General features: G+C 69.0%; 12 protein-coding genes. 3 read left to right on the top strand and 9 right to left on the bottom strand.

Annotated elements, in window-relative coordinates; genetic code table 11:
* Positions 1–179 precede the first annotated feature (179 nt).
* From OHO83_RS08945 to OHO83_RS08915, 7 genes are read right to left on the bottom strand one after another with little or no spacing between them, the layout of a single operon-like run.
* Positions 180–1,358, bottom strand: a complete 1,179-nt coding sequence (locus OHO83_RS08945) for a C40 family peptidase (protein ID WP_330279109.1) — start codon at positions 1,356–1,358, stop codon at positions 180–182.
* Positions 1,355–4,174, bottom strand: a complete 2,820-nt coding sequence (locus OHO83_RS08940) for a hypothetical protein (protein ID WP_330279108.1) — start codon at positions 4,172–4,174, stop codon at positions 1,355–1,357. The genes OHO83_RS08945 and OHO83_RS08940 overlap by 4 nt, the downstream gene beginning before the upstream one ends.
* Positions 4,174–4,578, bottom strand: a complete 405-nt coding sequence (locus OHO83_RS08935) for a hypothetical protein (protein ID WP_330279107.1) — start codon at positions 4,576–4,578, stop codon at positions 4,174–4,176. The genes OHO83_RS08940 and OHO83_RS08935 overlap by 1 nt, the downstream gene beginning before the upstream one ends.
* Complete coding sequence (locus tag OHO83_RS08930) at positions 4,575–7,271, bottom strand: ATP-binding protein (protein ID WP_330279106.1); 2,697 nt, start codon at positions 7,269–7,271, stop codon at positions 4,575–4,577. Before OHO83_RS08930 ends, OHO83_RS08935 begins: the two co-directional genes overlap by 4 nt.
* Positions 7,271–7,816: a hypothetical protein gene (locus OHO83_RS08925; protein ID WP_330279105.1), complete on the bottom strand. Its 546-nt coding sequence runs from the start codon at positions 7,814–7,816 to the stop codon at positions 7,271–7,273. Before OHO83_RS08925 ends, OHO83_RS08930 begins: the two co-directional genes overlap by 1 nt.
* Positions 7,813–8,145 carry a hypothetical protein gene (locus OHO83_RS08920; protein WP_330279104.1) on the bottom strand — a complete coding sequence of 111 codons (333 nt, stop codon included), beginning with the start codon at positions 8,143–8,145 and terminating at the stop codon, positions 7,813–7,815. The genes OHO83_RS08925 and OHO83_RS08920 overlap by 4 nt, the downstream gene beginning before the upstream one ends.
* On the bottom strand, positions 8,142–9,047 hold the full coding sequence (locus OHO83_RS08915) for a conjugal transfer protein (RefSeq protein ID WP_330279103.1): 906 nt from the start codon (positions 9,045–9,047) through the stop codon (positions 8,142–8,144). Before OHO83_RS08915 ends, OHO83_RS08920 begins: the two co-directional genes overlap by 4 nt.
* Positions 9,048–10,169: 1,122 nt before the next feature.
* Between OHO83_RS08915 and OHO83_RS08910 the strand changes: the two genes are divergently transcribed.
* Entirely contained in the window at positions 10,170–10,490 is a 321-nt protein-coding gene (locus OHO83_RS08910; RefSeq protein ID WP_330279102.1) for a hypothetical protein, read from the top strand.
* Positions 10,491–10,860: 370 nt separating this feature from the next.
* Entirely contained in the window at positions 10,861–10,989 is a 129-nt protein-coding gene (locus tag OHO83_RS08905; RefSeq protein ID WP_330279101.1) for a hypothetical protein, read from the top strand.
* A 13-nt stretch (positions 10,990–11,002) separates the two neighbouring features.
* On the opposite strand, the gene OHO83_RS08900 is transcribed toward OHO83_RS08905, so the two are convergent.
* Positions 11,003–11,506, bottom strand: coding sequence for an NUDIX hydrolase (locus OHO83_RS08900; protein ID WP_330279100.1), 504 nt, complete (start codon positions 11,504–11,506; stop codon positions 11,003–11,005).
* 423 nt (positions 11,507–11,929) lie between these two features.
* Between OHO83_RS08900 and OHO83_RS08895 the strand changes: the two genes are divergently transcribed.
* Positions 11,930–12,328 (top strand): hypothetical protein, encoded by a 399-nt coding sequence (locus tag OHO83_RS08895; protein WP_330279099.1) that lies wholly within the window; start codon positions 11,930–11,932, stop codon positions 12,326–12,328.
* A gap of 17 nt (positions 12,329–12,345) precedes the next feature.
* On the opposite strand, the gene OHO83_RS08890 is transcribed toward OHO83_RS08895, so the two are convergent.
* Positions 12,346–13,467, bottom strand: coding sequence for an IS630 family transposase (locus OHO83_RS08890; protein WP_330279098.1), 1,122 nt, complete (start codon positions 13,465–13,467; stop codon positions 12,346–12,348).
* Between the last annotated feature and the right edge of the window lie 24 nt (positions 13,468–13,491).

Here is a 13,491-nt window from a genome sequence, read left to right as displayed (position 1 = left end):
CGCTGCACCGGGCCTGCCCGCAGTCGAGGCGCCGAGACTGGGCACGTCCGCCGCGTGGCGCGGGCCAGCGGAGGGAGTGGTGGCTGCAGAAGACAGGAGCAGCCAGCCGACCACACCCAGTGCTACAGCCACGGCAAGCAGCAGCCAGGCGCCGCGCGGACTCGGGACGTCGTCAGGAGTCACAGGAGCCTCGCACCCCCGGCATACCCAGGCATCGCGTCCACAGGGTCGAAACGCACGACAGTGCCCGGCCTGGCAGCGTTGATCATGCGGCCGCCACCGACGTAAATCCCCACGTGATCGATGGTCGAATCCCGACCCGGGATATAGCCGAAGAACACCAAGTCACCCGGCTGGAGCGCACCTTGACCGGCCGAGGCAGGGATACGCCGCCCACGGCCGGCCTGCGCAGCGGCAGTCCGCGGCAAGCTGATCCCAGCTCGCGCGAACGCGTAGGTAGTGAGTCCCGAACAGTCGAAACCAGTGATCGAAGAGCCCGACTTTCCACTCGGTGAACAGCACAACCCCCTCGAGGGCCCCGACACGGTGCCGCCACCCCACGAATACGGCACCCCACGCTGGGCGAGCGCGGCCCGAAGCGCCGCGCGGGCCTTCCCCTTCAGACCCGTCAGGCTGGCACCTCCGCCGGAACGGGCGGCATCCGCGTACTGGTCGATCCACTTCGTGACGTTGGCTACGTACTCATTGCTGTGGTTGTACTGAAAGATCGCAGCCCGCAGCTGACCGGCCTTGCCCAGATCGCGGCCGCGCCCACACAGATAGGTCGCGGCCCCGAGGGCGGCATCGTCCGCGTTGTGCGGATCGCGCACGCCGTCCTTGTTGCCGTCCTGCCCGGTTGACTCCCAAGTGGCGGGCATGAACTGGAAGGGACCCACAGCGCGTTCGCCCTCGGCGGTGCCATCCCACTTGCCGCCATCGGTGTCGGTGAACACGCTCGTGTTGCCACCGGCCCCGGAGCCGTTGAGCAGGACTCCGTAGATCCGCGGTCGGATGTCCCCGCCCCTCGCGATGGCGCGTCCGGCGGCGTGGTTGGACTCGACCTTTGCGATCCCGGCCAGGACGGGCCAGCGCACGCCCCGGCATCGGGGAACCTTCGTCCCGATCAACCGGACGGCGTTCTTGTAGGCGTCGAGCATGCGGGGCGGGATGTCCGCACTGCCGCCTGCCCCCGCCAGCCCGATGTCGCTTTTCTCCTGTTGCTGGGTGAGGGCCGCCAGGGTGCTGGCCGCGCCCGAGACCGGGGCCGTGCAGCACACGGCCAGCCCCAGCAGCACGCCGGTGACACAACCCCACTTGATCCATCGGCGTGAACGCCGCCTGGAAAGTGTCCCGTTCACGAATTCTCTCCGTCCTCGTCATCGCTGTCGTCTGCCGGCGGGCGCGGGTTTTGGGCGTTGCGCTCCTGGATTCGGCGGAACATCTCCTGTGCCTGCCGGGAGGAATTGGAGGAACCTGCTCCGCCACTGAGGCGCGGCCGGGACTGTGTACTCGGCGGCAAGGTGCCGCTACCGCCCGAAGGCGCCGCGGGCGGAGGCGCTGCGGGTGAGTGAGCCGGAGAGGTCGCGCTAGGTGCAGCGGATCGAGGACCCGCCGAAGGCCGCGCCCCCGACCCCTGCCCGGCACCGGCGGCACCGGGGCCTGTGCCTGGGCGCGGACCGGCCATGGGCCAGGACGTGGGTCGCGGACTGCCTGGCTGCCAGCCGCTCCCGGACGCTCCGGACGACGCGGGCGGCGTGGAGCCGCCAGTCGGCTGCAGCGTGCCGCGTGCTGTCGACGCGGACGCGGCGGGAGGGGGGAGACGCCGGCTGCTCGCCGACGCGTTCTGAACGCCTGCCTGGTTGATGAGGTTCTTGGCGCCCTGGGCTGAGCTGGCCCAGCCGCGGCGGTCCTGGCGCACGGTATTGCCCCACACGCGCAGCTGCTGACGGGTGTCGTGGGTGGCACGGCTGGCACCTGCCTGCGTCGTGCGGACGGTTGTGGGCAGGCCCATCGTGGAGGCGTAGGCGAACCGTCCGCCTCGGTGGGCGAGCCGGTATCCGCGCAGCCTGACCAGCCGGTTGTGAGCCCGGGTGGAAAGCAGCGTGCGGTCGGTCTTCTGGTCGTGCAGGACCTCCCCGGTGTCGGGGTCGATGACCGTGCCGTCGTCGTCGCGATAGCGGTCCTTCGGCCCGCCGCCAAGCCTGCCCGAGCCTGCCTGCTTCTGGCCTCCGCCGTTTTGCGCCGCGTTGGGGTCGTCGCCTTCAGCGGTCGGCTTGCGGAGCTTGGCGAACGTCGCCTCGTCGGGCTTCTTGCCGACCAGCAGCGAGAACGCGCCACCCGCAGCGAGCCGGGCCCCGACGACGGCCGCACCGATCGGCGCCAGGCCGCGGGAGGCCTCCGCGTTCGCGTCGGCCAGCAGTCGTGCCGGTTCGCCCGGCATCCCAGACCCGTCGGTGAAGCCACCGAGCACGCCCTGCACGAGTCCGGCCGTGCTGAGGCCCGTCCTGCCGCGCCCGCGCAGTGACCCTGCGGCGAGATAGCCACCGCCGCCTACGCCGCTCATGGCGAGCGCGGCACCCAGCTGGGAGTCGCCGGCCATGTGGCTGCCGCCGATCTTCGCGTACCGCATCCGCAGCGTGAGGCGCTGGCTGAACGACGTGATCACCATCAGGAGGCGCCGGTGGAAGGCGAGGCCGACGATGGCTACGACATCGATGAGCAGGAGGCGCTCGGCCAATAGGTCCGGTCCGTTGGTCAGGATGACGTCGATGGTGATCCCGACGGCCGGGATGAACGTGGAGATGGCGAGGATCGCGGCCATCGAGATTCCGAACAGGGCCAGCCATTTCCACACCGCTGACCTGCTCGGGCCGGGCAGCATGCCCCACACGAAGCACACCCCGCCACTCGCGGCGGCCGCCGCGCACACCGCCGTGATCCCCACGAGCACCATGGCGGCCGACAGCAGCAGCGCACAGATCAGTAGGGCTGCGATGAGCACCATGACGACGGAGGCGACGCGCCACCAGGTGGGCTGCCTTGCGTAATCGGCACACTCCTTGCCGACCGGCCCGGCCTTCCTCAAGTCTCCGAGGAACGCGGCGAACTCCTGATCCTCCTGGGAGACCACCGGACTTGTGGTGGCGTCCAGTAGCTGCTCGCCGACGGTGAGGCTGGGCAAGTCGGAGTGAGGCGGGATCGCGTCATCACCCTCGCGGCGCTCGCAGTACTTCCGGCCAGGGCCCTTGATCTTCTTGCAGATGTCGTCCGTGTCGCTGCTTTGTGCCGGCTCCAATGGCTTGGGTTTGTAGGCGCCGGACACCCACATCAGGTGCACCTGGTAGGCCTTGCGGTCGGCAGGGTTGGACGGGTCGAGGATCCGCCCGTATTCGAGGAGCATGAAGGGCTTGACCACGAGGGAGTTGGTCACTGCGTCCTGGATCGGCTTGGCGATCTTCCGCGCCTCAGGGGTCTTGGCGTCCTGGGCGTCGTAGCAGGTCTGATACGCGGGCCCGGACACGGTCGCGCACGGGTCGTCCGAGGAGATCTTCCCGCCCCAGGAGTGGGCGTTGACGGTCTTCTCGGCGATGTCAGCTGCGGCCGACTGGGTCTGCAAGATCGGACCGTCCTTGCCGAGGAGGAAGTTCGGCGTGACGAACACCGAGGCGGCCAGCGCACCGATGACGAGCGTGAGTGCGATCTCACCGATCCCCTTGGCGTGCTTGCCGCGCACCACCAGCACCAGCCCGAACACGAACGCCCACGCAAGCAACATGCTCTTCAGACCGAGATCGTCGACCACCGTCTCGGTGTAGACGTCCGACAGATGCTGCGCCGGCTTCGTCAGCAGCTTCAGCAGCGGGAAGCGGTAGGCGACCTGAATAGCCCAGCACGCCAGCCCGACAAAGACCCGGACCACGGTGAACAAGCCGCTGAGGATCAGCGCCTGCCAGTTCGACGTGAACGAGAAAATGCTGCCGCCCTGCGCGCCGAGTTCGTAGCCCTTGAGGGAGACGCCTTCGGAGGTGTCCAGCTCGAGCGGGGACAGCAGCCCGCCCTGCGCGCTCGCACTGTTGGCGGCGTAGGCGACGGACGTGTTCACCGTGAGGAACACCGTCACCAGCAGCGCGACGAAGCCGGCGGCACGCAGCGTGCCGCGATCCGGGCGCCACATCACAACCCCCGACGACGGCGGCGGAGGACGAAAAGGGCTGTGATGCCGACCGCCAGAACACCCAGCGGCCACAGGACGCCCCGCGTGAACGTGCCGCTGGCGCTCTGCGGGCCCGGAGCACGCAGGCAGTAGTCGTGTGCCGGCCCCACGATCACGTCACACACCTCTGATCCCTTGGACGGCGTGGGGGCGGGAGCCTTTCCGTGTGCAGCACCTTGAGCCGGCGTCGTGACGCGGTCGCTGGGGGAGGCGGCGAACGCGTTCCCGGTCTGCGGCCACCAGCCGGAGGGGACACCGGGCTCGACGATGACGCAAATGATCGCGGCAATCAGCAGGGCGATCACGATGCCGGTCGCGGTGCAGCTGGCAGCCGCGCGGCGGCGCGCCCACAGGCCCGTTGTCATGCCGACACCTCCTTCGTCGCTCGCGGCGTGGCGACCGCGGTGCGCGGGCTCTTGCCGGGGGTGGTGGTGATGTGGTCGGCGATGCGCTTCACGGCGGGGATACGGACCTTGATGCGGCCGGTGTTCTGTCGCGGCCCCGTGAGGAGGATTTCGCCGGCACGTTCGGTGACACCGACGGGGGACAGGTCGGTGGTCACCAGACGGACCAGGTCCTCGTCGCGGCCGTCCAGACCGATGAAGTCCAGGCCGCGGCGGGCGCGCTCACGATCCGCGGTGCGAGCGAGGGCCTTGTAGGCAAACAGCCCGCGGTCGGGGCCGAGTTCCCTCTCGTCGTGGGACCCGGCGAACAGCCCGGCGTTGTGCTTGCGGCCGTCGTGCAGGATCTCGTGCACGAGCGCGGTGCCTTCGGCGGAGCTGGTCAGCCAGTACAGCTCGTCGGTGACCACGGCGCAGAAGCGGGACGGGTCAGCGAACGCCGCCTGCCGTGCCATCGCTGCGATCAGATACAGCACCGCGCGGCCGATCAGCGCTTCGAGGGGCTGCTGGTGGAGGATCTCCGGGTTCTCGAAGGCCTGCTTAGGCGGCAGTGTCAGCCCGGCCGTGGTGATGACGATCAGGTCAGCTGTTGTGGAGCCGTTCAGGCGGGCAATCGGCAGGCTCGGGTCGAACACCATGGCTGCGAGCGGGCTGCTGGTGACCAGGCTCAGCATCCCCGCGACCGACGCGGCCGCATCGCTGCGCTTGCCGGTTGCGGCCGCGGCCGTCTGCACTAGGACCTGTATGACCTTGGCCATTGAGGCGTCGGGCATGCTCGCGGCCTGCTCGACGGCGTGGTGCAGGACTTCGCCCTGGACGCTCATGGCGCCGATGCCGAGCTGAAGGGTCAAGTAGTTGAGCGCGTACTGGCGTCCCTCGGGGCCGGGGAACAGACGGAGTGGGTCGATGGACAACTCGGCCTGCGCAGCGTCGATGACCTGACACCGCCCCGCAGCCGCCCCCTTGGCGAAGGTCGCCCACTCGCGCACCGGGGTCCGGTCGATGCAAATGGCCCGCGCCCCTCGGTCGACCACCGCGCTTTCCAGGCTCTTCTGCAGGACGCTCTTGCCGCCACCGAGATCCCCGATGACGGCGAGTGAGGCACTCGCATCCTGCTTGGGTGCGTCAGCGACGTTGATCATCACGGGCCGGGGAGTGCCGCAGTCCAGGTCGAAGCCGAGCAGGACACCGTTCGGGTCCCCCACCTCGCTGCGGGCGAAAGCACCGGACATCGCCCAGTCCTCCGCCACCTGGTGCTGGGTGAATTCCCTTACCGTGAGCGGACAGACACTGCCGGGCAGCCCAAGAGCGAACAGATCGCTCTGCAAGCCGACTGGCCGCACAATCCGGTAGTCGACACCGGCCAGCAGCTTCTCCAGCGCACGTGCCCGGGCATCACACAGGGCCGATGTCGGTGCCCACACGGTGAGCACCGTGATGGACTGCACCTCTACCTCGGCTGACGTCCGCGCGAGGCGCGCGTCCATCTCGCTCAGGTCCCGGGCCGCTTCCGGGATGTCGGAAGGCAGACCGGTGGGGCGGGCGTCGTACTGGTCGACCTGGTCGACCAGCTCGGTGCGCTTGCGCTGGATCTTGCGCCGCGCCTCGGCGGCCTCCACCAGGGTGAGACTGACGGTGAAGTCGACCGGAAAATCAAGGACGTCGAGCTGCGCGAACAGGTCAGCGGCCTGCGCGGACAGCGCGGGCGGGCATTCGGCCAGCACCAGATGCGCCTGATACCCGGTTCCCTGCGGCGTCTCGACCTGCAGCCACCGGCGCTGGATCGGCGACGTCGCGTCCTTGACCCACTGCCGGCCCGTCACACTTGAAGAGCCGCTGCCCCGCTTAAGGAGTCCCCCGAACAGTGCGTGCCGGGCGCTGGCTCCTGCTGTCGCCGCGCGCGGTGCGCCGCCTTCCTCGAGGCGGACCTGGCCGAGGTCCGCGTAGCTCGGGGAGAACAGCAGTCCGTCCCGCACCCGTCCCGCATACAGTGCACTCGAGGCCGCCTCGGACAACAGGGGCTCACTGATGCCGCGGTGCAGTGCGTGCTGGATGAGCCAGACGATCTCCGCTGGACGCGCCGGCCGGAAGGAAACCGCACCAGCCATCTGCGCCTCGATCTGTGCGGCCTTCTCACCCGCCCGGGCCACATTGGTGTCACTGACCGGCGACGGCTTCAGCCCCAGAGAGTCGGACAGTTCACCCAGCGCGCCGATTCCCAGGCCGCGTGCGACCATCCCGCGCCCGCCCCTGGCGTCACGCGAGAGAGGCACGGCCAGCCACAGCGTGCGGCGGTGCATCTCCTGCCCGTCCAGAAGGTCCAACGCGGCCTCGACGTGCTCGACCCACGGACCGGCTTCGGGCATCAAGTCCCCGGTCTCGTCGTGGAGGCCTTCGAGCATGAGCCACGCGACCTCGGACGGGTCGACTTGCGCGCACACCCCGAACAGCCGCGGCTCACCCGACAGGGAACGCACCAGCTGCGTGATGCGCTGCAATTGCTCCTCGCGGACCGCGGCGGGAAGGTAGGCACCGGTGACCGCCTCGCCGCTGTGGCCGGGCTCGTCCGCGCCAGGGTGCAGGCGGTACACGGCCCATGTGTGGTCCTCGGCCGACCACAGCAGATGCCCGGCTATGTGGCGGATGGGAACACGCATCAGTTCTGCTCCTTCGCTGCGAGGAGAGCGGCCTGGACCGGAGAGAGCGGACGGCGCACGGCGGCCGACGCGGACTGCCGTGGTGCCGGGCGGCGGGCGGTGCGCCGCTGAGGCCGGGCGACGGTGACCCGTTCAGTGACGGCCGAGGGCTCGGCCTTGGTGAGGGCCTGCAGGGTGAAGGCGCCGGAGAATGCCTGGGGGCGAGGCCCGCGGGCGGCGCGGCCGCCGATCCGCCCGCCTGCCGGCTGCAGCAGCCGGAGCCCCACGCCGAGGGCTGCGCCCACCGGGGTGCGACCTGCGATCTTGTGGCGGCGGCACACGAAGATTGCCACCACCCACAGGACGACCGGTACGGGGCCCAGCAGCGACCACCAGTACGAGGCGGTGCGCACCAGAGCCAGGCCACCGATCGACATGACGCCGATCTGCACGGCGTTGTAGGGGCCGAACCAGATCTTCCAGTCGGCGAACTTCCCGATCACCCACGGCAGACGACGCGCGCTCGTGTAGAACCGGGCCGTGCGCACCGGCTCGGCCGCGCTCACGACGCCACCCGACCCGGCCCGGGCGGCGTCTCGGCGCCCGGCTGGTAAGGCACCTGGAGCTGGGCTGCTCCCTTAGCCGGGTTCTTGACCTCGTCCTCAACCTTGTCCGCGAGGTCCTGGCGGGCCTGGTAGATGCCCAGCGCGAGCACCATCAACAGCAAGGCTCCGACCCCGGCCTTGAGACTGAACCGGGTGATCAGCACGTAGAGGACGATCAGGAGCAGTACGACGGCCAGGCCCTGCGTGGCCCAGCCCTTGAGCATGCCGATCCAGCTGTTGCCCAAGTCGTCGAGCTCTCCGGCGAGCACCACCGAGTGCAGCGTGTTCACTTGGTCGCACCCCCGCCCGAGGTAAGCGCGGCGATCTCCCAACGACCGCCACGCGCCGCCAGGGTGAGCTCATAGGACAGCGGCCACGTCCCCGACTTCGTGTGCGCGCTCACGCTCGCCTCGACGTGCACGCGGGTGCCGTCGGAAGCGACCTGCTCACCGGCCGCCGCCTCCTCCCGCGCGCTGACCACATCGACGTCGACCTTGTCGGCGAGGGCGGGAGCGACAGCGTCCAGAGAAGTCCGCGGGGCAAGGTAGCGGTCGACGTCGCCGCTACCGCCCAAGTACGCCGTCAGGAAGTCCCCGACCGTGTCGGCCAGCGGCCCATCCGGCACCTCGACCCGGTACACCGACGGCTCGGCCTTCGCAGCAGCAGGCGCGGCCACCAGAGCAGGAGTGCCTGTGACAGCGACCGCACCGTCGGATTTCGATGCGGTGACGGGTACGGCGAAGTAGCGGACGCCGTCGGCGTACTGGGCGGCCACGGTGACCGACCACTGGCTCCCGCTGCGCTGCACGCTGCGTACCGACCTCACCTCCTGCGGCGCCTTCGCACCGTCGGCCGGCTCGGGCAGCGCGACACCGGGACCGAGGCGAAGCGCCCGCATGGCGCTGGCGCTGTCAGGGGCGTCGGCATCGGATCGCAGCCAGGCGTCAGCGAACTCTGCGACGTACCCGGAAGGGTCGGCCGCCGCCACCGCAGAGTCGGCGTTGGGGGAAGGCGCCGGCGCATCCGGGGGGACCACGGTCACGGCCGGCTGGGTGAGCGCCAGAGCCAGAGCGGCGGGCCCGGCCAACAGGCAGGCCCACACCCCGGCCCGCCCGAGACGGATGGTGCGGCGGGTGCGTTCGAGGTCGAGACCGGCCGCCGTCGGCGGCGCCTCGAGGGCGGGTGCTGGCATCTTCGATCTCCCGTGGAGAGAGGGGGAAGCGGTTGATGCCATGACTCAACCCAGCAGGGCGTACCGAAAGGCGTACCGGTTCGGGCAGTCCGGAGTTGCGAGTCAGTCACGATGCACCGGTACGCCCGTACCGGTCGCCGGGACCACCCGCGCAGTTAGCGCCCTCCACCCGCTCACCGCGTGTGACAACACCCGTGCTGCGCACCGAAGCCTGGCCGGCTGCGCAACACAGCTGACGCAACTGCGCACCGCGTCGCAGGCCCGCTGCGCACCCGGTTCACTCGAAGGCTCGAACCACTGCGCAGCAGGGTAGGCGGACCACCTCCAGTTGCGCAGTTGGCGCCCCGCCTGAGCGCACTGCGCAGCCCGGCGAGTGACGATGCGCAGTGGCCGCGACGGTCCCGGTGAGGCTGCGCAGTCGCCGCGCGGGAGGCCGCGCACACCGTGGTGCGCAAAACCCACACGGCTCCCGTGCAGCATCAGAACTCGTTGACCGACAAGGCGTACCGGGCCGCTCCACACGTCGAGGAAGGGCGTACCAGTGCGCGGAGCACCAATGCGCCGCCGTTCGGCCTCGCCTAGGCAACAGGCCTCTGACCTGCCCAGTATGGGCGTACCAGCGCGACCGGTACACCCAATCTCGCGCCCACGCCACAAGCCCGTCCCGCTCCAGGGCCCTGCACCTCGCGCACCGTCGCGCGCCACCTGTGCCCGGCACTGCTCGGCGCAGACTCCCCGTCGGACCGGCCTGTAAGCGGGAGTTGGAGACCCCAATCCGCTTCCGGTGCTCGGCCTGCGCAGTTGCCTCGCCGGAGACCGGGGCTAGCTGCGCACCATCACTGCGCAGGCGACTGCACAGCCCGTGGTGTCCCTCGACTGCGCAACTGACCGAGCCGCTGCGCAGTATGTCGCCAGCCGCTGCGCAATCGACTGCGCAACAACGGGCGGTACCCAGTCGCCAGTACGGCCGTACCGCCCCCTCGTGACAGAACGTGATGGAAGCCTGATCCCAGTACGCCTGGACCGGTGCGCCTTTCGGTACGCCCTGGCGGGTCAACTCCGGCATGGACACAAGATCTGCGGCCGGTCATGGCTGCCGGTCCCGGACGGACGGAGTGCGCAGTGAGCGGAGCGAGGAATGGGTTCGGCGGACTGATCCAGCGGGGCCCGATGGCCGTCGACGTGATCGGCAGCCACTACACGACTGTGTTCAACCAAGCAGTCCGCGACCGTCGCCTGTCCCGTCGTGCACGCGGTCTGCTGGTGGAACTGCTCAGCCATCGTGACGGCTACGGCGTCTCGTTCGGGATGCTCCTAAAGGCCGGCCCCGAAGGGAAGGACGCGGTGACGGTGGCGCTGCGCGAGCTGGAGAGGCACGGCTATCTCCACCGGGAACGTGAGCGCGACGCACGGGGGCGTCTGGGGGAGGCCCGCTACTACTGACCGACATGCCGAACGGCGTCGAGATCGTTGCTCAGGCGCCGTGGGCCTCCCCATCGAGGCACCCTGGCGACCGATGGGAGAGCGGGGAGACAGCACGCCCGTATTCGCGCAGGTCACAACCAAAGGCGGAAAACCCGCCCCTGGACAGCGGTCCGCAAACGCCCAGGTCAGAACCTAAGTCGGATTTCCCTGCGCAGGCTCAGCCTGCGCAGGGAAATCCGCCACATAAGAAGAACAAGTTCAAGAAGACCAACCAGCAGAACACCAACTCCCTCCCTCCCTCCGCGCACCGGGCGCGCGAAAGCAGGGGAGGGACGGACGCAAAGACGGTCGGGCGGGCCCCGACGCGGCCCGCGAGTACGCCGTCAGCGTGTGGGCCTACGGCATGCGCACCGCCGAGCAGCTGAGTGAGAACCTGACCGACGACCTCGGGGAGTGGGACATAGCCCTGGCCAGCCTCCAGGCCGTCCGCGAGCACCTGGCCGAGCGGACCCGTTGATGCGTCTCGGTTGTTACCAGGGCAAGAACGTGGCCGTACCGGTCTCCCGTGCCGCGTGCACCGCCTCCAGGCGCTTGAACGTGCGTGGACTCATGAGCGTCTGCCACTCGCGCATGGGCGCGACTCGCAGCTCCGTGTGCTCCTCCGGCTGAAGTCTGATCGCCGCGATCTGCTCGTCGGTGAGCATGCCGCCGTCGAAGACGAATCCGACCCTCGCCAGCGGCCACGAGCCGCTCCGGGCCCCGAAAAGACTCACCAGGAGCCGCTGTTCTCCCTCGTACGTCAGCCCGGTCTCCTCGTGGAACTCCCGGACAGCCGTGTCCCACGGGTTCTCGCCGACGTCCGTGTTACCGCCCGGGAATTGCCACTCTTCCTCCCTGCACACGGACAGCATCTGCACGGGGAAACCGCGGGTGTCCGTGATGTAGAGGCACCCATACATGGTGGCCTGCTCGATCGTCTGGACGTACTCGGCCGGCGGGAGCCAGTTACTCGGCATGCCGTCCTTCGAGGGCATGAGTCGGTCCGCTGGACGCTGCTGAGCCTGAGAATTATTCATCTGGTGACGTTTCGCTCTCACTCTTTGGGTGTTTGAGGCGGGTCTTGCGTCGCATCGGTTACTTCAAATCCCGCACTGTGAGATAGGACGCTACTGCTGGGAGGGTCGCGGCATCCACAGGAACATGTGCTCGGTTAGCGAAGGGCGTTGCATGCGGGAGTCCGGACTGAAGGTGGAGAAGGCCGTCGACCGCACCAACAGGCGGTTCGGTGCGGGCACGGTCGCCCCGGCCACTTTGCTGGGGAAAGCCTCGTAGGCCAACTAGTGCTCTGACCGGGAAGGTTCGCCGGGTTGCTGGGAGGGTGGATGACGTACGACGACTTCCGACGGAGATCCGACTCATAGGATCTTGAGCCCAGGCACGGATGTCGGAGGGCAACGATGGAAGAACCGCGGATACGCCTCGGCAACGATGACGTGTGGCTGGAACTGGCTCGAATCGGTGGCGACAGCTGGCAGGTCACCGCAGATTGGTGCTCGTGGCTGTCAGCTGACTTCACCGCGGATCTCAGCGCTGCGGAGGTCGTGGACTTCGCGGCCCGCATGGTCTCTCACCTGCGCTCGTCGGCGGGTGGACGCTTTTCGGCGGCGGTGACTCCCGGTCGGAACAATCCGCTGACGTTGAAGGCGGAGCCCGTCGGGGACGGTTTCGCCTTTTTCGTGCGCCTGACTCCCAATGGCGACGACGACGTGTGTCATTTGCAGATGGAGATCGATCCGATCGCCACGTTGGAACTTCGCGAGACGTTCAGTGCGCTGCACGGGGCGCTGGTGGTCTGACCCCCGAGGCCTCTTGGTCAGGCTGCCGTCGTGAGTGGGCGTCCGCCCCAGCGGATGCCCTTCTCGCTTCGGATGCGGGTGCGTTCCTTGCGTTCGGCGGCAAGGACGTCGTGGTGGCGGGCGTTCGCGTTGCGCCAGCGCAGGTAGGCGTGCAGGGCTCGGGTCTGCACGGGGTGGTTGGGATAGTTCGAGTTGGCGATGGTGAACTGTCTCAACGGTCCGAAGTGCGCCTCGATCGGGTTTGCCCACGAGGCGTAGGTCGGGGTGAAGCACAACTCGACCTTGTGCTTCTTCGCCCAGCGCCGGATGTCGGCGCCCTTGTGGGCGGACAAGTTGTCCATGATCAGGTAGATCGGGGCGCCGTCGGGCCGGGCGGCGCGGATCGACTTCAGCGCGGCCAGCGTGTTCGCGGCACCTTTCCTGCGGCGGTTGACGCCCCACAGGCGGTCGTCACCGACCGAGTAGCAGCCGTGGAAGTACCGGACTCCGTGAGTGCGGTGGTAGGTGGCCGGCACCCGGTCGGGACGTTTCCGTTCGGCCCAACCCGAGCCTGCGGTGGGCCGGATTCCGAGTGGTCCGAACTCATCGAAGGCGAACACTCGGTCGGGGAAACGGTCCAGGACCTCCTCGATCCGGTCCAGCTTCGCTTCACGGTCCGGGTCGGGGGATTCCTTCCCCGTCTTGGTGCGCTGGAAGGTGACACCGCGGCGGGCGAGCAGGCTGCGTAACGCCTCTCGGCCGATGCGGATCATCCGACCGTGCTTTTTCCGCAGGTAGGCGACGAGTTTGCGCAGTGACCACCGGGTGAACGGCTGGCCGAGCTTGGCGGGGCGGGTGGTGGCCGTCTGCACGACGAAGTCCTCGTCGTCAGAGCTGAGTAGGCGGGGACGGCCTCCCGCCCACCGAGGGTCCAGACAGGCCAGGCCGATCTCGTTGAACCGGTGGATCACATCGCGCACGGTGTCCTCGTCGGCCTGCACCAACTGGGCAATCACTGGCACCCGGTTGCCGCCGGCAGAGGCCAGCAGCATCATCGCCCGCCGGTAGCGCACCGAACTCGTGCTGCCCCGGCGCACGATCTGCTGCAGCCGCTGCCCCTCCTGGTCAGTCAGTCTGCGCACACGGACAGGCTCAGCCACCGCGCCTCCAGCGGTCGGAACGGA

Source organism: Streptomyces sp. NBC_00569, from assembly GCF_036345255.1.
Lineage (GTDB): Bacteria > Actinomycetota > Actinomycetes > Streptomycetales > Streptomycetaceae > Streptomyces.
This window is presented reverse-complemented; position numbering and strand designations above follow the sequence as displayed.

Excerpts from the sequence above, each read along its gene's own strand:
- OHO83_RS08940 (WP_330279108.1), bottom strand. The coding sequence starts at position 4,174 with ATGTGGCGCCCGGATCGCGGCACGCTGCGTGCCGCCGGCTTCGTCGCG.
- OHO83_RS08935 (WP_330279107.1), bottom strand. The coding sequence starts at position 4,578 with ATGACAACGGGCCTGTGGGCGCGCCGCCGCGCGGCTGCCAGCTGCACC.
- OHO83_RS08930 (WP_330279106.1), bottom strand. The coding sequence starts at position 7,271 with ATGCGTGTTCCCATCCGCCACATAGCCGGGCATCTGCTGTGGTCGGCC.
- OHO83_RS08915 (WP_330279103.1), bottom strand. The coding sequence starts at position 9,047 with ATGCCAGCACCCGCCCTCGAGGCGCCGCCGACGGCGGCCGGTCTCGAC.
- OHO83_RS08900 (WP_330279100.1), bottom strand. The coding sequence starts at position 11,506 with ATGCCCTCGAAGGACGGCATGCCGAGTAACTGGCTCCCGCCGGCCGAG.
- OHO83_RS08895 (WP_330279099.1), top strand. The coding sequence starts at position 11,930 with ATGGAAGAACCGCGGATACGCCTCGGCAACGATGACGTGTGGCTGGAA.